The organism is Shimwellia blattae DSM 4481 = NBRC 105725 (assembly GCF_000262305.1).
Taxonomy (GTDB): domain Bacteria; phylum Pseudomonadota; class Gammaproteobacteria; order Enterobacterales; family Enterobacteriaceae; genus Shimwellia; species Shimwellia blattae.
In genome coordinates this window covers 4,077,111-4,096,430 of record NC_017910.1, presented here as the reverse complement: position 1 = coordinate 4,096,430, position 19,320 = coordinate 4,077,111, and the positions used below count along the sequence as shown (strand labels likewise).

At 54.1% G+C, this 19,320-nt stretch carries 14 protein-coding genes, 1 tRNA gene and 3 rRNA genes; 13 read left to right on the top strand and 5 right to left on the bottom strand.

The window, feature by feature from the left end:
* Positions 1–3 precede the first annotated feature (3 nt).
* Entirely contained in the window at positions 4–933 is a 930-nt protein-coding gene (rbsK, locus tag EBL_RS19160; protein ID WP_002443630.1) for a ribokinase, read from the top strand.
* Positions 934–945: 12 nt separating this feature from the next.
* Positions 946–1,929 (top strand): ribose operon transcriptional repressor RbsR, encoded by a 984-nt coding sequence (gene rbsR / locus EBL_RS19155; RefSeq protein ID WP_162138178.1) that lies wholly within the window; start codon positions 946–948, stop codon positions 1,927–1,929.
* A 46-nt stretch (positions 1,930–1,975) separates the two neighbouring features.
* Here the strand turns inward: rbsR and EBL_RS19150 are convergent, their stop codons facing one another.
* Positions 1,976–2,680, bottom strand: a complete 705-nt coding sequence (locus EBL_RS19150) for a FadR/GntR family transcriptional regulator (protein WP_002443628.1) — start codon at positions 2,678–2,680, stop codon at positions 1,976–1,978.
* Positions 2,681–3,173: 493 nt separating this feature from the next.
* Between EBL_RS19150 and EBL_RS19145 the strand changes: the two genes are divergently transcribed.
* The 4 genes from EBL_RS19145 to rrf all read left to right on the top strand — a co-directional run bounded on the left by EBL_RS19145 (position 3,174) and on the right by rrf (position 8,282).
* A 16S ribosomal RNA gene (locus EBL_RS19145) occupies positions 3,174–4,715 on the top strand.
* 84 nt (positions 4,716–4,799) lie between these two features.
* Positions 4,800–4,875, top strand: a tRNA-Glu gene (locus EBL_RS19140).
* A gap of 178 nt (positions 4,876–5,053) precedes the next feature.
* A 23S ribosomal RNA gene (locus tag EBL_RS19135) occupies positions 5,054–7,956 on the top strand.
* 210 nt (positions 7,957–8,166) lie between these two features.
* Positions 8,167–8,282 (top strand): 5S ribosomal RNA (gene rrf, locus EBL_RS19130).
* The 16S, 23S and 5S rRNA genes sit together here with 1 tRNA gene alongside, the layout of an rRNA operon.
* Positions 8,283–8,387: 105 nt before the next feature.
* Here rrf and mobB read toward each other — a convergent pair.
* The gene (gene mobB, locus EBL_RS19125; RefSeq protein ID WP_002442492.1) at positions 8,388–8,894 is read right to left on the bottom strand and encodes a molybdopterin-guanine dinucleotide biosynthesis protein MobB; all 507 of its coding nucleotides are present in this window, start codon (positions 8,892–8,894) and stop codon (positions 8,388–8,390) included.
* A complete protein-coding gene (gene mobA, locus EBL_RS19120; protein WP_002442494.1) occupies positions 8,894–9,475 on the bottom strand; it encodes a molybdenum cofactor guanylyltransferase MobA in 582 nt (193 codons plus the stop codon). The genes mobB and mobA overlap by 1 nt, the downstream gene beginning before the upstream one ends.
* A gap of 71 nt (positions 9,476–9,546) precedes the next feature.
* Between mobA and EBL_RS19115 the strand changes: the two genes are divergently transcribed.
* The 3 genes from EBL_RS19115 (at position 9,547) to dsbA (ending at position 11,528) form a co-directional block, all read left to right on the top strand.
* The gene (locus EBL_RS19115) at positions 9,547–9,816 is read left to right on the top strand and encodes a YihD family protein (protein WP_002442496.1); all 270 of its coding nucleotides are present in this window, start codon (positions 9,547–9,549) and stop codon (positions 9,814–9,816) included.
* A 76-nt stretch (positions 9,817–9,892) separates the two neighbouring features.
* Positions 9,893–10,879: a serine/threonine protein kinase gene (locus EBL_RS19110; RefSeq protein ID WP_002442498.1), complete on the top strand. Its 987-nt coding sequence runs from the start codon at positions 9,893–9,895 to the stop codon at positions 10,877–10,879.
* Positions 10,880–10,904: 25 nt separating this feature from the next.
* The gene (dsbA, locus tag EBL_RS19105) at positions 10,905–11,528 is read left to right on the top strand and encodes a thiol:disulfide interchange protein DsbA (RefSeq protein ID WP_002442501.1); all 624 of its coding nucleotides are present in this window, start codon (positions 10,905–10,907) and stop codon (positions 11,526–11,528) included.
* A 24-nt stretch (positions 11,529–11,552) separates the two neighbouring features.
* Here the strand turns inward: dsbA and EBL_RS19100 are convergent, their stop codons facing one another.
* Positions 11,553–12,461 (bottom strand): acyltransferase, encoded by a 909-nt coding sequence (locus EBL_RS19100; RefSeq protein ID WP_174270558.1) that lies wholly within the window; start codon positions 12,459–12,461, stop codon positions 11,553–11,555.
* 440 nt (positions 12,462–12,901) lie between these two features.
* Here EBL_RS19100 and polA point away from each other — a divergent pair, with 440 nt between their 5' ends.
* Both polA and spfP read left to right on the top strand, forming a co-directional pair.
* Positions 12,902–15,688, top strand: coding sequence for a DNA polymerase I (polA, locus tag EBL_RS19095; RefSeq protein ID WP_002442506.1), 2,787 nt, complete (start codon positions 12,902–12,904; stop codon positions 15,686–15,688).
* Positions 15,689–15,851: 163 nt separating this feature from the next.
* Positions 15,852–15,899, top strand: a complete 48-nt coding sequence (gene spfP / locus EBL_RS21000; RefSeq protein WP_071892919.1) for a small protein SpfP — start codon at positions 15,852–15,854, stop codon at positions 15,897–15,899.
* A 107-nt stretch (positions 15,900–16,006) separates the two neighbouring features.
* On the opposite strand, the gene yihA is transcribed toward spfP, so the two are convergent.
* Positions 16,007–16,648: a ribosome biogenesis GTP-binding protein YihA/YsxC gene (yihA, locus tag EBL_RS19090; protein ID WP_002442509.1), complete on the bottom strand. Its 642-nt coding sequence runs from the start codon at positions 16,646–16,648 to the stop codon at positions 16,007–16,009.
* Between the two features lie 577 nt (positions 16,649–17,225).
* On the opposite strand from yihA, the gene yihI reads away from it, so the two are divergent.
* Positions 17,226–17,738, top strand: a complete 513-nt coding sequence (gene yihI / locus EBL_RS19085) for a Der GTPase-activating protein YihI (protein WP_002442512.1) — start codon at positions 17,226–17,228, stop codon at positions 17,736–17,738.
* A gap of 189 nt (positions 17,739–17,927) precedes the next feature.
* On the top strand, positions 17,928–19,301 hold the full coding sequence (hemN, locus tag EBL_RS19080) for an oxygen-independent coproporphyrinogen III oxidase (protein WP_002442513.1): 1,374 nt from the start codon (positions 17,928–17,930) through the stop codon (positions 19,299–19,301).
* The last annotated feature ends 19 nt before the right edge of the window (positions 19,302–19,320 follow it).

Below are 19,320 nucleotides of genomic sequence, written 5' to 3'. Positions count from 1 at the left end.
ATAATGAAAACTTCAGGCCAGCTCGTAGTTCTGGGCAGTATTAATGCCGACCATATACTTAACCTTCACCACTTCCCGACACCGGGCGAAACGGTGAAAGGAAGCCACTACCAGGTTGCCTTTGGCGGTAAAGGGGCAAACCAGGCGGTGGCCGCCGGGCGCAGCGGGGCGAATATCGCTTTTATCGCCTGTGTGGGAGACGACGATACCGGCCGCCAGGTCTGCCAGCAGTTATCCAGTGACAATATTGATATTGCACCGATCAGCACTGTGGCCGGTGAATCCACCGGTGTGGCGCTGATCTTCGTTAATCACGAAGGTGAGAACGTCATCGGGATCCACGGCGGTGCCAATATGGCGCTGACCACCTCCCTGGTGGAACAACACCAGCAGCTGATTGCCGGGGCGGACGCGCTGCTGATGCAGCTGGAATCTCCGCTGGCGTCTGTGCTGGCGGCGGCACAAATTGCCCGGCGCCACCATACGCAGGTTATCCTGAATCCGGCACCCGCGTGCCCCCTGTCTGACGAGCTGCTCGGGCTGGTGGATATCATTACGCCAAATGAAACCGAAGCCGAGATTCTGACCGGGATCCCGGTGACCGACGACGCGAGCGCCGCACAGGCTGCCCGGGTGCTGCACGCCAAAGGGATCGCCACGGTGATTATTACCCTCGGCAGTAAAGGGGTCTGGCTTAGCGAGCAAGGCACCGGACAGCGTGTTCCCGGCTTCCGGGTGAACGCGGTGGATACCATTGCTGCGGGCGATACCTTTAACGGCGCAATGGTGACCGGGCTACTGGAAGGCCAGTCACTTGCACAATCCATTCGCTTTGCCCACGCGGCGGCGGCCATTGCGGTAACCCGTAAAGGCGCACAGCCATCAGTACCGTGGCGCGCTGAGATCGACGCATTTTTGCAACAGCAGGGGTAGTCTGTGGCCACCATGAAGGATGTGGCCCGCCTGGCGGGAGTGTCCACATCCACTGTTTCTCATGTGATAAATAAAGACCGCTTTGTGAGTGAGGCGGTGCGCCTTAAAGTTGAGCATGCGGTTGCGGCACTTAATTATGTGCCTTCGGCGCTGGCCAGAAGCCTGAAACTCAATGAGACCCGCACTATCGGCATGCTGCTCACGGCCAGCAATAACCCGTTTTACTCCGAGGTGGTGCGCGGCGTGGAGCGCAGCTGCTTTGAGCGGGGCTACAGCCTGATCCTGTGCAACACCGAAGGCGACGCACAGCGGATGAACCGTAACCTGGAGACCCTGCTGCAAAAACGGGTAGATGGTCTGCTGCTGCTGTGCACCGAAACACAGCCGCCCTCGCCTGAGATTATTCGCCGCTACTCGTCGGTGCCCATTGTGATGATGGACTGGTCACCGCTGGATATCGGTTGCGACATTATCCAGGACAACTCCCTGCTGGGGGGCGAAATCGCCACCCAGTATCTGATTGATAAAGGCTACCGGCGCATTGCCTGTATTGCCGGACCGCTGGATAAAACCCCCTCCATTGAGCGCCTTGAAGGTTTCCGTAACGTGATGCAGCGTAATGGCTACCCGGTGCCGGAGGAGTACATCATTGTGGGGGATTATGAATTTTCCGGCGGTTTCAGTGCCATGAATAGCCTGCTGGCGCTGCCCCGGCCACCCCATGCGGTGTTCGTGGGGAATGATGCGATGGCGGTTGGCGCTTATCACGCCCTGTATCAGGCCGGGCTGAGTATCCCGGAGGATATGGCCATCGTGGGGTATGACGATATTGATCTGGCCCGGTTTATGACGCCGCCACTGACAACCATACACCAGCCGAAAGACGAACTGGGCGAGCTGGCGGTGGATGTACTTATCCACCGGCTGACAACCCCTGAGTTACCGTTTCAGTGCCTGCAACTGACCCCGGAGCTGGTGGAGCGCGGATCCGCGTAAGCGCCGGGTACCGTATGGCGCGCATATTGCGCCATACGGGCGGTTATTACACCAGCTGGCGTTTGACCGGTGATGCCAGTAGTGTCAGGCAGGCTTCTTCTGCGCCGTGGCTGTCGCCACTGATAATCGCATCCACAACCGCCTGGTGAAGATCAAGTTTAATGACTTCGTTATCCGTAATTGAAGAGAAGTAATTAAAGTAGATAGAACGGAACAGATTGGCGAAAGAGGATAAGAACGGGTTGTGGCTCATCTCATAGACCCGCTCATGCCACGCCATATCCACTTCGACCCAGCGCTCGCGGTCAAAATTTTTCTGCAGTTCCACCATCTCATTCATGATGTCCGCCAGTTGCGTTTTCTGGGCCCCGGTGCCAAACCGGGCCGCAAGTGCGCAGGCCTGTGGCTCCAGGGTATTGCGCATCACCAGAAAATGATCGACCACCGCGTCAAAGTTATCTTCCGTCATCCACCAGGAGAGCAGCTCCTTATCAAGGAAGTTCCAGTGGCTCTGGGGCATCACCCGGGTGCCGATGCGTGGCCGGGGCAATACCATGCCTTTGGCAGTGAGGGTTTTGACGGCCTCCCGGACGGCGGTGCGGCTGACCCCGAAGATCTCCCCCAGTTCTATCTCGCCGGGTAAAATGCTGCCGGGGGCGTACTCACCGGTCAGGATCCGCTGAGCCAGCTTTTCGGCTAATACCCAGGATATATTCTTTTGCGCAGCGAGTTGTTGTGCTGATAGCGACATAACTGTCATTCCTTCCTGCTAATCTCTGTTTGTTAGTATGCCACTCGCCGGACTACTCAGGTGCTTTTATCAGCAAATAACCCGGGAAATGCCGCATTTTTGACTCTTCTGGTGGAAAAACTAGCCATCAGTAAAAAAAATGAAATTAGGGGTTGCCAGCTGTCAGAAACTCCCTATAATGCGCTCCCACTGACACGGCACAACGGCTTCACAGCCCGCCAGTCAGGCAGAGTTGACAAAGTTTACGAGTAACGAAATGTGAAAATAAACAGTTGACTTTGAAAGAGGAAAACGTATTATACGGGACCTCGCGACAGAGCGCCAAGCGCGTCGCACTGCTCTTTAACAATTTATCAGACAATCTGTGTGGGCACTCTAAGGCACTGATATCTTAACGTCGCAAGACGAAAAATGATTATCAAGTCTCAAAGAGTGACTAAAACAGTTAATTCATTACGAATGAACAGTTGAATTCTTTTGAGCATCAAACTTTGAATTGAAGAGTTTGATCATGGCTCAGATTGAACGCTGGCGGCAGGCTTAACACATGCAAGTCGAACGGTAACAGGAATCAGCTTGCTGATTTGCTGACGAGTGGCGGACGGGTGAGTAATGTCTGGGAAACTGCCTGATGGAGGGGGATAACTACTGGAAACGGTAGCTAATACCGCATAATGTCGCAAGACCAAAGTGGGGGACCTTCGGGCCTCATACCATCGGATGTGCCCAGATGGGATTAGCTAGTAGGTGGGGTAACGGCTCACCTAGGCGACGATCCCTAGCTGGTCTGAGAGGATGACCAGCCACACTGGAACTGAGACACGGTCCAGACTCCTACGGGAGGCAGCAGTGGGGAATATTGCACAATGGGCGCAAGCCTGATGCAGCCATGCCGCGTGTATGAAGAAGGCCTTCGGGTTGTAAAGTACTTTCAGCGGGGAGGAAGGTGTTGAGGTTAATAACCTCAGCAATTGACGTTACCCGCAGAAGAAGCACCGGCTAACTCCGTGCCAGCAGCCGCGGTAATACGGAGGGTGCAAGCGTTAATCGGAATTACTGGGCGTAAAGCGCACGCAGGCGGTTGATTAAGTCAGATGTGAAATCCCCGGGCTTAACCTGGGAACTGCATTTGAAACTGGTCAGCTTGAGTCTCGTAGAGGGGGGTAGAATTCCAGGTGTAGCGGTGAAATGCGTAGAGATCTGGAGGAATACCGGTGGCGAAGGCGGCCCCCTGGACGAAGACTGACGCTCAGGTGCGAAAGCGTGGGGAGCAAACAGGATTAGATACCCTGGTAGTCCACGCCGTAAACGATGTCAACTTGGAAGTTGTGCCCTTGAGGCGTGGCTTCCGGAGCTAACGCGTTAAGTTGACCGCCTGGGGAGTACGGCCGCAAGGTTAAAACTCAAATGAATTGACGGGGGCCCGCACAAGCGGTGGAGCATGTGGTTTAATTCGATGCAACGCGAAGAACCTTACCTGGTCTTGACATCCATAGAACTTGGCAGAGATGCCTTGGTGCCTTCGGGAGCTATGAGACAGGTGCTGCATGGCTGTCGTCAGCTCGTGTTGTGAAATGTTGGGTTAAGTCCCGCAACGAGCGCAACCCCTATCCTCTGTTGCCAGCACTTCGGGTGGGAACTCAGGGGAGACTGCCAGTGATAAACTGGAGGAAGGTGGGGATGACGTCAAGTCATCATGGCCCTTACGACCAGGGCTACACACGTGCTACAATGGCGCATACAAAGAGAAGCGACCTCGCGAGAGCAAGCGGATCTCATAAAGTGCGTCGTAGTCCGGATTGGAGTCTGCAACTCGACTCCATGAAGTCGGAATCGCTAGTAATCGTGGATCAGAATGCCACGGTGAATACGTTCCCGGGCCTTGTACACACCGCCCGTCACACCATGGGAGTGGGTTGCAAAAGAAGTAGGTAGCTTAACCTTCGGGAGGGCGCTTACCACTTTGTGATTCATGACTGGGGTGAAGTCGTAACAAGGTAACCGTAGGGGAACCTGCGGTTGGATCACCTCCTTACCTTAAAGATACAACCTTTTAGTGCTCACACAGATTGTCTGATGAAAGTAGAGAAGCAAGGCGTCTTGCGAACGAGACTACAGTGTCCCCTTCGTCTAGAGGCCCAGGACACCGCCCTTTCACGGCGGTAACAGGGGTTCGAATCCCCTAGGGGACGCCACTTGCTGGTATGTAAGTGAAAGTTGCGTGCCGATATATCTCAAAACTGACTTGCGAGAGTCATGTTTGAGATATTTGCTCTTTAAAAATCTGGAACAAGCTGAAAATTGAAACAATAAACGCGCAAGCGTTTATGAGTCTCTCAAATTATCACACCTGAAGACATCTTCGGGTTGTGAGGTTAAGCGACTAAGCGTACACGGTGGATGCCCTGGCAGTCAGAGGCGATGAAGGACGTGCTAATCTGCGAAAAGCGCCGGCGAGGTGATATGAACCTTTGACCCGGCGATGTCCGAATGGGGAAACCCAGTGTGATTCGTCACACTATCGTTAGCTGAATACATAGGCTAACGAGGCGAACCGGGGGAACTGAAACATCTAAGTACCCCGAGGAAAAGAAATCAACCGAGATTCCCCCAGTAGCGGCGAGCGAACGGGGAGCAGCCCAGAGTCTGAATCAGCGTGTGTGTTAGTGGAAGCGTCTGGAAAGTCGCGCGATACAGGGTGAAAGCCCCGTACACGAAAATGCACATGTTGTGAACTCGATGAGTAGGGCGGGACACGTGATATCCTGTCTGAAGATGGGGGGACCATCCTCCAAGGCTAAATACTCCTGACTGACCGATAGTGAACCAGTACCGTGAGGGAAAGGCGAAAAGAACCCCGGCGAGGGGAGTGAAAAAGAACCTGAAACCGTGTACGTACAAGCAGTGGGAGCATCCTTCGGGGTGTGACTGCGTACCTTTTGTATAATGGGTCAGCGACTTATATTCTGTAGCAAGGTTAACCGAATAGGGGAGCCGCAGGGAAACCGAGTCTTAACTGGGCGTTAAGTTGCAGGGTATAGACCCGAAACCCGGTGATCTAGCCATGGGCAGGTTGAAGGTTGGGTAACACTAACTGGAGGACCGAACCGACTAATGTTGAAAAATTAGCGGATGACTTGTGGCTGGGGGTGAAAGGCCAATCAAACCGGGAGATAGCTGGTTCTCCCCGAAAGCTATTTAGGTAGCGCCTCGTGAACTCATCTGTGGGGGTAGAGCACTGTTTCGGCTAGGGGGTCATCCCGACTTACCAACCCGATGCAAACTACGAATACCACAGAATGTTATCACGGGAGACACACGGCGGGTGCTAACGTCCGTCGTGAAGAGGGAAACAACCCAGACCGCCAGCTAAGGTCCCAAAGTCACAGTTAAGTGGGAAACGATGTGGGAAGGCCCAGACAGCCAGGATGTTGGCTTAGAAGCAGCCATCATTTAAAGAAAGCGTAATAGCTCACTGGTCGAGTCGGCCTGCGCGGAAGATGTAACGGGGCTAAACTGTGCACCGAAGCTGCGGCAGCGACACTGTGTGTTGTTGGGTAGGGGAGCGTTCTGTAAGCCGTTGAAGGTGGTCTGTGAGGACTGCTGGAGGTATCAGAAGTGCGAATGCTGACATAAGTAACGATAATGCGGGTGAAAAACCCGCACGCCGGAAGACCAAGGGTTCCTGTCCAACGTTAATCGGGGCAGGGTGAGTCGACCCCTAAGGCGAGGCCGAAAGGCGTAGTCGATGGGAAACAGGTTAATATTCCTGTACTTGGTGTTACTGCGAAGGGGGGACGGAGAAGGCTATGTTATCCGGGCGACGGTCGTCCCGGTTTAAGCGTGTAGGTGTGTGAACCAGGCAAATCCGGTTCACTTTAACACTGAGGCGTGATGACGAGGCACTACGGTGCTGAAGTAACAAATGCCCTGCTTCCAGGAAAAGCCTCTAAGCATCAGGTAACATCAAATCGTACCCCAAACCGACACAGGTGGTCAGGTAGAGAATACCAAGGCGCTTGAGAGAACTCGGGTGAAGGAACTAGGCAAAATGGTGCCGTAACTTCGGGAGAAGGCACGCTGACATGTAGGTGAAGCCCCTGCGGGTGGAGCTGAAGTCAGTCGAAGATACCAGCTGGCTGCAACTGTTTATTAAAAACACAGCACTGTGCAAACACGAAAGTGGACGTATACGGTGTGACGCCTGCCCGGTGCCGGAAGGTTAATTGATGGGGTCAGCGCAAGCGAAGCTCCTGATCGAAGCCCCGGTAAACGGCGGCCGTAACTATAACGGTCCTAAGGTAGCGAAATTCCTTGTCGGGTAAGTTCCGACCTGCACGAATGGCGTAATGATGGCCAGGCTGTCTCCACCCGAGACTCAGTGAAATTGAACTCGCTGTGAAGATGCAGTGTACCCGCGGCAAGACGGAAAGACCCCGTGAACCTTTACTATAGCTTGACACTGAACATTGAGCCTTGATGTGTAGGATAGGTGGGAGGCTTTGAAGTGTGGACGCCAGTCTGCATGGAGCCAACCTTGAAATACCACCCTTTAATGTTTGATGTTCTAACGTAGACCCGTAAACCGGGTTGCGGACAGTGTCTGGTGGGTAGTTTGACTGGGGCGGTCTCCTCCCAAAGAGTAACGGAGGAGCACGAAGGTTAGCTAATCCTGGTCGGACATCAGGAGGTTAGTGCAAAGGCATAAGCTAGCTTGACTGCGAGAGTGACGGCTCGAGCAGGTGCGAAAGCAGGTCTTAGTGATCCGGTGGTTCTGAATGGAAGGGCCATCGCTCAACGGATAAAAGGTACTCCGGGGATAACAGGCTGATACCGCCCAAGAGTTCATATCGACGGCGGTGTTTGGCACCTCGATGTCGGCTCATCACATCCTGGGGCTGAAGTAGGTCCCAAGGGTATGGCTGTTCGCCATTTAAAGTGGTACGCGAGCTGGGTTTAGAACGTCGTGAGACAGTTCGGTCCCTATCTGCCGTGGGCGCTGGAGAACTGAGGGGGGCTGCTCCTAGTACGAGAGGACCGGAGTGGACGCATCACTGGTGTTCGGGTTGTCATGCCAATGGCATTGCCCGGTAGCTACATGCGGAAGAGATAAGTGCTGAAAGCATCTAAGCACGAAACTTGCCCCGAGATGAGTTCTCCCTGAGACTTAAAGTCTCCTGAAGGAACGTTGAAGACGACGACGTTGATAGGCCGGGTGTGTAAGTGCAGCGATGCATTGAGCTAACCGGTACTAATGAACCGTGAGGCTTAACCTTACAACGCCAAAGATGTTTTGGTGTGAAGACAGAGACGATATTCAGCTTGTTACCGGATAGATGATGTAAGTCTTTTCGATTTTGAGCCACAGCAAGGCGGCAAGAGAACGAGACGACAGGAGCTTACTGAAGTAAGTGACTGTTGCGAGCGAGCGCAGCCAACGCGGCTGTGGTGCAAAAGAAAAAGACGGACATGAGCAACAGAATATGCCTGGCGGCCGTAGCGCGGTGGTCCCACCTGACCCCATGCCGAACTCAGAAGTGAAACGCCGTAGCGCCGATGGTAGTGTGGGGTCTCCCCATGCGAGAGTAGGGAACTGCCAGGCTTTAATTAAACGAAAGAGCCCTGTCGCAAGACAGGGCTTTTTTGCGTCTGTGCACCATATAAACCTGAGTGCGGCGGACAGGAAAGCCCGCCGTCACATCAGAGATTACTCAGCTGCAAGCCACTGGCGGATAAACCGGCTTATCTCTTCGGTATTATTCAAATCCAGCCGCGGCACACCAAAATCCAGCGCCGTATCACTGGCCACGGCAAGCGTGTACTGATCAACACCAATATCGTCCGCACAGTGCCCGGTATCGCTGCGAAACAATAATATCTTCGCTACTGATTCATGCTTAAAGCCCTCAACGAGGATCAAATCCAGCGAACTGGCATCCATCCGCGATGCCAGATAATGCAAATCCATCTCCCGGGCGTCCGGTGTTTCGGTCATCAGAGCCCAGCGCTGGTTACTGGCAACCAGCGTCTGTAGCGCACCGGCTTTACGCAGCTCATAGCTGTCCTTCCCCGGGGTGTCTACATCCATATTGTGGTGAGTGTGCTTAATTAACCCCACCCGGATCCCCTGCGCGGTAAGCTGTGGGATCAGATGCTTAAGCAGAGTGGTTTTGCCTGTGCCGCTAAATGCGGCAATAGCCAGTAATGGAACCATCAGTTGTCCTCCTGCCACGCGCTGAGATCTTCTGGCGTGTTTACATTAACGAATAGGTCACGCTGCCCGGCAAAAGAGACAGCCATTCCGCCTGCCTGGCGCAGAAAAACCATCACCCGCCGCTCTCCGGCCAGCAGATACGCCCTCATGGCGGGCTGAAGGCTGCGGTGGAGTAGCGCAATGGTCGGGTGATCCCGTTCGCCGTCATGAACCCAGACCGCAGGCGCACCTTGTTTGCCGGCCCACAGGCGAGCTGCCAGATCCCCGGGAATACCCGGAACATCACAGGGTGCAAATAAAAACCACTCGCCTTCCACTGATTCGAGCACGGAAAGCATACCTGCCAGCGGGCCGGGAAAGCCCGCTATCGTATCGCGGATAACCGCTAACCCGCTTTTCTGGTATTCTTCCGTATTGCGATTAGCGCTGATAACGACCCCGCCCGTCTGCGGCGCCAGGCGCTGATATACCCATTGCCAGAGAGGCTGATTGTTCAGCAGTATTAATCCTTTATCCTGGCCGCCCATGCGCGTTGCCCGCCCGCCTGCCAGAATCGCCCCCTGAACCTGGGATAGTTTCATTGTTATATCGCCCCTTTTAATGTGGGTTTGAGCCTGCTAACGTGTTGCTATCAAGTAAAAGGAGTACCACCATGAAATGCAAACGTCTTAATGAAGTGATCGAGTTGCTCCAGCCGGAATGGCAGAAAGAGCCGGATCTCAACCTGCTGCAATTTTTACAGAAACTGGCAGACGAAGCAGGTTTTAAAGGCCCTCTGGTTGATCTGAGCGATGATATTCTGATCTACCATCTGAAAATGCGCAGCAGCGCTAAAGACGCCGCTATCCCCGGGCTGCAAAAAGACTACGAAGAAGACTTTAAAACCGCCCTGCTGAAAGCCCGTGGTGTTATTAAAGAGTAAAACCTTGTAAGAGACGGCTCCGTTAGGGCTGTGAAATGTTATCCTGATCCATTCGTGCCACCTGTCGGATATCAGGATGACAGACAACGCATTTAACTTTCAGACATTACACCCGGATACCATCCTCGATGCGCTGTTTGCGCAGGGGATCCGGGTGGATTCCGGGCTCACCCCTCTTAACAGCTATGAAAATCGGGTCTACCAGTTTCAGGATGAAGACCGGCGGCGCTATGTCGTAAAATTCTATCGCCCCCAGCGCTGGACGACACAGCAAATTGCTGAAGAACATCAGTTTGCCGCTGAACTGGCGGAAAACGAGATCCCCATTGCGGCCCCGCTGCGCTTTAACAATGACACGCTGCTGTGCCACGACGGTTTCACGTTTGCCGTCTTCCCGAGCATGGGTGGGCGCCAGTTTGAAGTGGATAATCTCGATCAACTGGAGTGGGTTGGCCGTTATCTGGGCCGTATTCATCAGATTGGGCAGCGCTGCCTGTTTACACAGCGGCCCACCATCGGGCCCGATGAGTATCTGCACCAGCCGCGCGCTGTCTTTGAGCAGAGCGCGCTTATCCCAGGCCCATTAAAATCCGCCTTTTTACAGGCGACGGATGCGCTGATTGCGGCGGTAATGCCGCTGTGGCCGGGCGATGCCGCCATGCTGCGTCTGCACGGCGATTGCCACCCGGGCAATATCCTGTGGCGCGACGGGCCGCTATTTGTGGATCTGGATGATGCGCGTAATGGCCCGGCGGTGCAGGATCTGTGGATGCTGCTGAGCGGCGATCGCAATGAGCAGCGCATCCAGCTGGAAACCATACTGGAAGCCTACGAAGAGTTTCAGCGCTTCGACCCCCGTGAAATTACCCTGATCGAGCCTTTACGCGCGATGCGATTAGTTTATTATCTGGCGTGGATAATACGGCGCTGGGACGATCCCGCATTTCCTGGAAACTTCCCCTGGCTACGGGAGGAAGATTTCTGGCGAAGACAGACTGCCACCTTTAATGAGCAGGTTAAGGTTCTGAATGAACCGCCATTACAATTAATGCCCATGTATTAATATGAATCTTTCAGGAGATATTGAGATGAAGAAAATATTGCTGGCGCTGGCGGGAATGGTTCTCGCATTCGGTGTGTCTGCCGCCCAGATCCAGGATGGAAAACAGTACACTACCCTGGATAAGCCGGTTGCCGGTGCCCCTCAGGTTGTTGAGTTTTTCTCCTTCTATTGCCCGCACTGCTACCAGTTTGAACATGTGCTGCACGTTTCTGAAAATGTGGCGAAGAAACTGCCGGAAGGGGTTAAGCTGACCCGTTACCACGTTGAGTTCCTGGGGCCGCTGGGTAAAGAGCTGACCCAGGCCTGGGGCGTGGCAATGGCGCTGGGCGTGGAAGATAAAGTCTCCGGCCCGATGTTCGACGGTGTCCAGAAAACACAGACTGTCCAGAACGTGGCAGATATCCGTAAAGTGTTTATTGATGCGGGCGTAAAACCGGAAGAGTACGACGCAGCGTGGAACAGCTTTGTGGTGAAATCCCTGGTCGTTCAGCAGCAGAAAGCCGCGGCAGACTTCCAGCTTCAGGGTGTACCGGCACTGTATGTGAACGGCAAATATATGCTTAACCCGCAGGGTATGGATACCAGCGACATGAATGTGTTTGTTCAGCAGTATGCCAATACCGTGAACGCTCTGGTGGCGAAAAAATAACGCCAGTTTCTGTAAAAAAGCCGGTCATCGACCGGCTTTTTTACTCTCCTGATAGGTCTTTTCCAGTAGTTCGTCCTTCTCCTGCCACAGCCCGTTCAGCCAGCGCTGGAAGCGGCGCTTAAAGTTCTTATCGTTAACGTAATCCCCGTGCAGCTCGCCTTCGATAGGGAGCAGGTTCACGCGTACCACGATCCGGGTCAGCCTGCCGCTGAGCATATCGTAAAACGGAGAGTGGCGATTTTCCGGATAGCTCAGGGTAACGTTCAGCAGCTTGTCGAACTGCTCACCCAGCACATTCAGCGCCATTGCGATACCGGCGGCCTTTGGGGGCAGCAGATTCTTATAAGCAGAGCGGGTCTGGGCGTGCTTTTCAGGGGTAAACCGCGACCCTTCAACAAAGTTCACAATGGTGGTCGGGTGGGCGCGAAACTTTTCACAGGAGCGGCGCGTGGTCTCTACGTCCTTTCCCCGGCGCTCCGGGTGGCGCAGCAGGTAGCCGCGGGAGTAGCGCTTCATAAACGGCATATCCAGCGCCCAGCAGGCCAGGCCAATAAAAGGCACCCAGGCCAGCTGCTGTTTGAGGAAGTATTTGTTCATCGGGATCTGTTTGCGAAACAGAACGCAGAGGATAACGATGTCAGCCCAGCTACTGTGGTTACAGATAAGCAGATACCAGTTTTTTTTGCTCAGGCCGTTAAGCCCTTCCACATCCCATGTGAGGTGGGGGTTCAGGCGCAGCAGGATAGCCAGCCCCTCGCACCAGCAGTACATCATAAAATTGCAAAAGGCGGAGACGGTGCGCCAGATAACAGGGATCGGCAGCAACAATTTGATGATGCTGGCAAGAATAATGGGTACGGAACAGGCAATCGTAACCAGGATAGTAAGAACGACACTTATCAGTAAAGTAATCGCGGCGATCAGTCTCGACATCATTATGTTTATCAGTTCGTTAGCAAATTTATGCCGCTAAGAAGGGGTCATAAGGCGCAGATTTTACCAGAAAAAGCGCGCTGGTGAGTTAAGTAAACCTGAACCACACAAAAATCTGCCCTGATTCATCAAAACAGTCAGATGCTGGTTTACAAATACACGTTTATATCCACATTGATATGTTATCTGTAAAAAACCTTATTTAACCTTTAAGTAACAATAACCCATTGAAATAAAATCATTTATATCAGTATAACGCGGTTTTACTCTGGCCGTTGGAAATGGATACGGAAATTACACACAAACTTATCCACAGAAAGATCAGTGCCGGGATCCGCAGATCCGGCATTTCTTTCGTGCTTTATGGCGGCAAAAGTTCATGTTTATGGCCTGCCTATGGCATCCTTTAACTATGAATTCATCATCAGGCACGGAACATTATGGTCCAGATTGCAGAAAACCCCCTTATTCTCGTCGATGGCTCTTCTTATCTTTACCGGGCATATCACGCATTCCCCCCTCTGACGAACAGCGCCGGTGAGCCAACCGGGGCCATGTATGGCGTGCTGAATATGCTGCGCAGCCTGCTGTCGCAGTTTCACCCGTCGCACGTTGCGGTGGTGTTTGATGCTAAAGGCAAAACCTTCCGTGACGAGCTGTTTGAAAGCTATAAATCTAACCGCCCGCCCATGCCGGATGATTTACGGGTACAGATTGAGCCGCTGCACGCCATGGTCAAAGCGATGGGGCTGCCGCTCCTGGTGGTGCCTGGCGTTGAGGCGGACGATGTTATCGGCACCCTGGCCCGGGAAGCTGAGCGCGCCGGGCGCCCGGTACTGATAAGCACGGGCGATAAAGACATGGCCCAGCTGGTCACGCCGGGGATCACCCTGATCAACACCATGAACAATACCATCCTCGGGCCGGAGGAGGTGGTGGCTAAATACGGGGTGCCGCCAGAGCTGATTATCGATTTTCTCGCCCTGATGGGGGACTCGTCCGATAACATTCCGGGGGTTCCGGGAGTGGGCGAGAAAACCGCCCAGGCATTACTGCAAGGGCTGGGCGGGCTGGATACACTCTACCAGCACCCGGAAAAGATAGCCGGGCTGTCGTTCCGTGGTGCTAAAACCATGGCGGCCAAACTGGAGCAGAACAAAGAGGTGGCATACCTCTCTTATACGCTGGCTACCATCAAAACAGATGTTGAGCTGGAGCTGGGTTGCGAGCAGCTGGCCATCACCGCGCCAGACAGCGCGGCGCTGCTGGGCCTGTTTGAGCGCTACGAGTTTAAGCGCTGGGTCAGTGATGTTGAGAGCGGCAAATGGCTCGAAGGGAAAAGCGCTAAAGCGGCTGCACCGGCTGCCGGGGGGGCAACACAGCCTGCGCCAGCAGAGCCGGCGGCGGTGGCCATCTCTTATGATAACTACGCCACCATTCTGGACGAAGCCGCACTTGAGGCCTGGATTGCTGAGCTGAAAAAAGCCCCGGTCATCGCGTTTGATACCGAAACGGACAGCCTGGATAACATTAACGCAAATCTGGTGGGGCTCTCTTTTGCCACAGCACCGGGTAAAGCGGTGTATATCCCGGTGGCGCACGACTATATGGACGCCCCGGATCAGATCCCCAGAGATCGGGCGCTGGCGCTGCTGAAGCCGCTGCTGGAAGATCCCGCGTGCCTGAAGGTGGGCCAGAACCTGAAGTATGATCGCGGCATTATGGCGAATTACGGCATTGAATTGCGCGGGATCGCGTTCGACACCATGCTGGAGTCTTATATCTTAAACAGCGTGGCCGGTCGCCACGATATGGACAGCCTGGCCGATCGCTGGCTGAAGCATAAAACCATCACCTTCGAAGAGATTGCCGGTAAAGGGAAAAACCAGCTGACCTTCAACCAGATAGCGCTGGAAGAGGCCGGGCGTTACGCGGCAGAAGATGCCGATGTCACTCTGCAACTGCACTTACAGATGTGGCCGCAGCTTCAGGCCGAGAGCGGCCCGCTGAACGTGTTTAACAACATTGAGATGCCGCTGGTGCCGGTACTGTCGCGCATTGAACGCAATGGCGTGATGATCGACCCCGATGTGCTGCACGCTCACTCAGCAGAGCTGGACCAGCGTCTGGTAGAGCTTGAGCAGAAAGCCCATGAGATAGCAGGCGAAGCCTTTAATCTGTCATCCCCGAAACAGCTGCAGGTTATTTTATTTGAAAAGCAGGGCATTAAGCCGCTGAAGAAAACCCCGGGCGGGGCCCCTTCGACCTCTGAAGAGGTGCTGGAAGAGCTGGCGCTGGATTATCCGTTACCCAAGGTTATCCTGGAGTATCGCGGCCTTGCGAAGCTGAAATCGACCTATACAGACAAGCTGCCGCTGATGATCAACCCGAAAACCGGGCGGGTGCATACTTCCTACCACCAGGCGGTTACCGCTACCGGGCGCCTGTCTTCAACGGATCCGAATTTGCAAAATATTCCGGTGCGTAATGATGAAGGACGCCGCATCCGCCAGGCGTTTATCGCGCCTGAGGATTACCGCATCGTCTCGGCGGACTACTCCCAGATTGAGCTGCGCATTATGGCGCACCTTTCCCGGGATAAGGGCCTGATGACCGCATTTGCCGAGGGGAAAGATATCCACCGGGCCACCGCCGCGGAAGTGTTCGGTATTCCACTGGAGAGCGTCACCGGTGAGCAGCGCCGCAGCGCCAAGGCGATAAACTTCGGCCTGATTTACGGGATGAGCGCATTTGGCCTGGCGCGCCAGCTGAATATTCCGCGCAAAGAGGCCCAGCGCTACATGGATTTGTACTTTGAGCGCTACCCGGGCGTGCTGGAGTATATGGAGCGCACCCGCCAGCAGGCAAAAGAGCAGGGGTATGTTGAAACCCTTGATGGTCGCCGCCTGTATCTGCCGGATATTAAGTCCAGCAACGGTGCCCGCCGTGCCGGTGCGGAGCGTGCGGCCATCAACGCGCCGATGCAGGGAACCGCAGCAGACATTATCAAACGCGCCATGATTGCCGTAGATCAGTGGCTGATAACGGAGCAGCCGCGGGTCAGAATGATCATGCAGGTACACGATGAGCTGGTGTTTGAGGTCCACAAAGATGATATCGCGGCGGTCAGCACGCGTGTTCACCAGCTGATGGAGAGCTGTATGACGCTGGATGTCCCGCTGCTGGTTGAGGTTGGCGTGGGTGATAACTGGGATCAGGCTCACTAAATACTTTGTTTTACCCGGCCTTTCTGTAACTAAGCTACATAACCCATCGTTTTTTGTGATGGATACACAAAATTGTCATATGGAAATGAAAAAAAACTACAAAAATTCCTTTTTAGTTTCGGGGAAAAGGAGTAGAGTAAATCTCGTAGGGTACAGAGGTAAGATGTTCTATCTTTCAGACCTTTTACTTCACGTAATCGGATTTGGCTGAATATTTTAGCCGCCCCGGTCAGTAATGGCCGGGGCGTTTTTTATTGTCTGGCGTTTACCCGGCGTAACGGCAATAAAAAAGGCCACTGTCGTGGCCCGGGTCAGGTTTTATTCGCCAGGATTCTCGTCCGGTGCTTCTTCCACGGCTGACAAGTGGGTAAACCAGTCGTCCAGCTTGTGTTTCAGTTTATCCACCCCCAGCTTTTTCAGGGATGAGAACACCTCAACCTGCACATCACCGTTAAACGCCACCACCGCTTCACGCACCATATTCAGCTGCGCTTTACGTGCGCCAGAGGCCAGCTTATCGGCCTTGGTCAGCAGCACCAGCACCTGTAAATTGCTGTCTACCGCCCAGGCAATCATCTGCTGGTCGAGATCTTTGAGTGGGTGGCGGATGTCCATCAGGATAACCAGCCCCTGCAGGCACTGGCGCTTATGCAGATATTCCGCCAGCGCTTTTTGCCATTTACGCTTCATCTCTTCCGGGACTTCGGCATAACCGTAGCCGGGTAAGTCTACCAGGCGTTTGCCTTCTGCCACTTCAAACAGGTTGATAAGCTGCGTGCGCCCCGGTGTTTTACTGGTTCTGGCAAGGCTTTTCTGATTCGTGAGGGTATTAAGCGCGCTGGATTTCCCTGCGTTGGAGCGGCCTGCAAATGCCACTTCAATGCCGGTATCTGACGGCAGGTGGCGAATATCAGGCGCACTCATCACAAAATGCGTCTGTTGGTAATTCCAGTTAGTCAAAATGGTCGTCTCCCGTAGCTCGTTGCTGGTGGAGAGTATACCTGAACGGCAGCAAAAGGCCGTTATTTCCGCCTGCGGGCGCAAAAACCTTACAGCGTGTGAGACATTTGCCATAGGCCGGTTGCGACTTTAGCGAAACGTTGAGTAAGCGCCAAAAAAAATAATATAAGAAAACAATCAATTAGATCGTTAGTGTGATGAGGATCTCACGGAAACTGCGCTGTAAGCCACTTGTTCCTGCAGCTCATAAGGGTAAAGTAGTCATCAAGGCGGGGGAGCCTTAAAGGAATAAAACGCTCAGGATGAGTGTTCAGGGGTGTCAGGATGACACAGAAGGATAAGCCAGGATGGCGGGCGTCTGGAGACGCATAACAGGGAAATGGAACACAACAAGGATTGTTGCAGCTAAGGGAAAGACAGGGTTTGTCGATAGCGAAACATGGAATGTGTGGCCTGTAACGGGCGGTGAGTCAATAAAAAAGGCGGCAAATCATTTGCCGCCTTTTTTATTTGCTTGCTTTCTGCTAGATTCCGCCGCAATTCTATACTGAATAACACGACTTAAGCTGGCGAAATTATGAAGCAACAAGCATCCACAGCGCGCGGTGGAAAAGGGCGCGCAAAACCGTATCGCAAGACCCGTGAAGAGCTCAATCAGGAAGGTCGCGAGCGTAAGCGCCAGAAAAAACACCGCGGCAACACGGCGGGAAGCCGTGCGCAGGGTGGCAGCCAGGGCGCCGGTAATAAGGGCGCATCTCAACAGGATCCGCGTATTGGCAGCAAGAAACCCATCGCATTAGGAATCACTGATGCGCCTGTAAAACCGCAGCATAAACCGAAGAGTGAGAAACCGATGTTGACACCCCAGGCTGAGCTGGAATTACTGGAAAATGATGAGCGCCTTGATGCATTGCTGGAGCGCATGGAAGAAGGGGAAACCCTGAGTAAGGAAGATCGCGACTGGGTGGATCAGAAGCTGGATCGCATTGATGCGCTGATGCAGCAACTGGGTCTTTCTTACGATGACGACGACGATCAGGAAGAAGAAGAGGCGCAGGAAGATATGATGCGCCTGCTGAAAGGCAGATAACCGGCGGCGGGATATGGGCACCGTTGTCCTGATACTTATCCTGCCGGTAGTGTGTTATCTGGGCTGGTTATTCGTTAAACTACAGCGGTTGTCGCGGCGCCAACGGTGGCTGCGCAGCCGGCTCACCGCCCGGGGCATGGGCAAGGCGGCTGCTCCCCGGCGCAGGCGACACTGTCGCAAGGAGTGAGTATGTCTGAGCAGTTAATTGAATGGGACCTGGCCCTGATCCAGAAATATAACTATTCCGGGCCGCGCTATACCTCTTATCCCACGGCGCTTGAGTTTTCCACCGATTTTGGCGCTGCCGATTTCACCCGGGCGATTGCCCGTTACCCGCAGCGCCCGTTGTCCCTGTATGTACATATCCCGTTCTGCCATAAACTGTGCTACTTCTGCGGCTGCAATAAGCTGGTTACCCGCCAGCAGCATAAAGCCGACCAGTATCTGGATGTGCTCGAACAGGAGATAATCCACCGCGCACCGCTGTTTGCCGGGCGTAAAGTCAGCCAGATGCACTGGGGCGGCGGAACGCCAACCTATCTGAGTAAAGCGCAAATCACCAGGCTTGTGGGCTTGCTGCGGCGTTATTTTGACTTTAGCCCCGATGCGGAAATGTCTATCGAGGTGGACCCCCGTGAGATAGCGCTGGATGTGATTGATCACCTGCGCCAGGAAGGGTTTACCCGCCTGAGTATGGGGGTGCAGGATTTTAATAAAGAGGTCCAGCGCCTGGTAAACCGCGAGCAGGATGAGGACTTTATCTTCGCGCTGCTGAACCGCGCCCGGGAGGTGGGGTTTACCTCCACCAATATTGACCTGATCTATGGTCTGCCAAAGCAAACCCCGGAGAGCTTCGCCTTCACCCTTCAGCGGGTGGTCGAGCTGAACCCGGACCGGCTGAGCGTCTTTAACTATGCCCATCTTCCCCAGCTGTTTGCCGCCCAGCGTAAGATAAAAGACAGCGACCTACCCGACGCCCGGCAAAAGCTGGATATCCTCCAGGAAACCATCTCCAGCCTGACGACGGCCGGGTATCAGTTTATCGGGATGGATCATTTCGCCCGGCCGGAAGATGAGCTGGCCGTGGCCCAGCGTAACGGGGTGCTGCACCGTAATTTCCAGGGCTACACCACCCAGGGCGATACGGATCTGCTGGGGATGGGGGTATCCGCCATCAGCATGATCGGGGACTGCTATGCCCAGAACCAGAAGGATCTGAAGGCGTATTACCAGCAGGTGGACGAGCAGAGTGATGCGCTGTGGCGTGGCCTGGCACTGACCCGGGACGACTGCATTCGCCGGGATGTGATAAAAGCGCTGATTTGTAATTTCCGCCTGGCCTTTAGCGACACGGAGCAGCAGTGGGGGATCACCTTCAGGGACTATTTTGCCGACGATCTGGCGCTGCTGCAGCCGCTGGCAGCGGACGGGCTGGTGGAGACAGACGCGCAGGGCATTCGGGTAACCGCCAAAGGCCGCCTGCTTATCCGCAATATCTGCATGTGCTTTGATATCTATCTGCGCCGCAAAGCGCGCCTGCAGCAGTTCTCACGGGTTATCTGAGCCGCAATAATACAAAAGC

What these genes read in the sequence shown, in the direction of transcription:
- rbsK (WP_002443630.1), top strand. Translation starts at nt 4, where the DNA reads ATGAAAACTTCAGGCCAGCTCGTAGTTCTGGGCAGTATTAATGCCGAC.
- rbsR (WP_162138178.1), top strand. Translation starts at nt 946, where the DNA reads ATGAAGGATGTGGCCCGCCTGGCGGGAGTGTCCACATCCACTGTTTCT.
- EBL_RS19150 (WP_002443628.1), bottom strand. Translation starts at nt 2,680, where the DNA reads ATGTCGCTATCAGCACAACAACTCGCTGCGCAAAAGAATATATCCTGG.
- mobB (WP_002442492.1), bottom strand. Translation starts at nt 8,894, where the DNA reads ATGGTTCCATTACTGGCTATTGCCGCATTTAGCGGCACAGGCAAAACC.
- mobA (WP_002442494.1), bottom strand. Translation starts at nt 9,475, where the DNA reads ATGAAACTATCCCAGGTTCAGGGGGCGATTCTGGCAGGCGGGCGGGCA.
- EBL_RS19115 (WP_002442496.1), top strand. Translation starts at nt 9,547, where the DNA reads ATGAAATGCAAACGTCTTAATGAAGTGATCGAGTTGCTCCAGCCGGAA.
- EBL_RS19110 (WP_002442498.1), top strand. Translation starts at nt 9,893, where the DNA reads ATGACAGACAACGCATTTAACTTTCAGACATTACACCCGGATACCATC.
- dsbA (WP_002442501.1), top strand. Translation starts at nt 10,905, where the DNA reads ATGAAGAAAATATTGCTGGCGCTGGCGGGAATGGTTCTCGCATTCGGT.
- EBL_RS19100 (WP_174270558.1), bottom strand. Translation starts at nt 12,461, where the DNA reads ATGTCGAGACTGATCGCCGCGATTACTTTACTGATAAGTGTCGTTCTT.
- polA (WP_002442506.1), top strand. Translation starts at nt 12,902, where the DNA reads ATGGTCCAGATTGCAGAAAACCCCCTTATTCTCGTCGATGGCTCTTCT.
- yihI (WP_002442512.1), top strand. Translation starts at nt 17,226, where the DNA reads ATGAAGCAACAAGCATCCACAGCGCGCGGTGGAAAAGGGCGCGCAAAA.
- hemN (WP_002442513.1), top strand. Translation starts at nt 17,928, where the DNA reads ATGTCTGAGCAGTTAATTGAATGGGACCTGGCCCTGATCCAGAAATAT.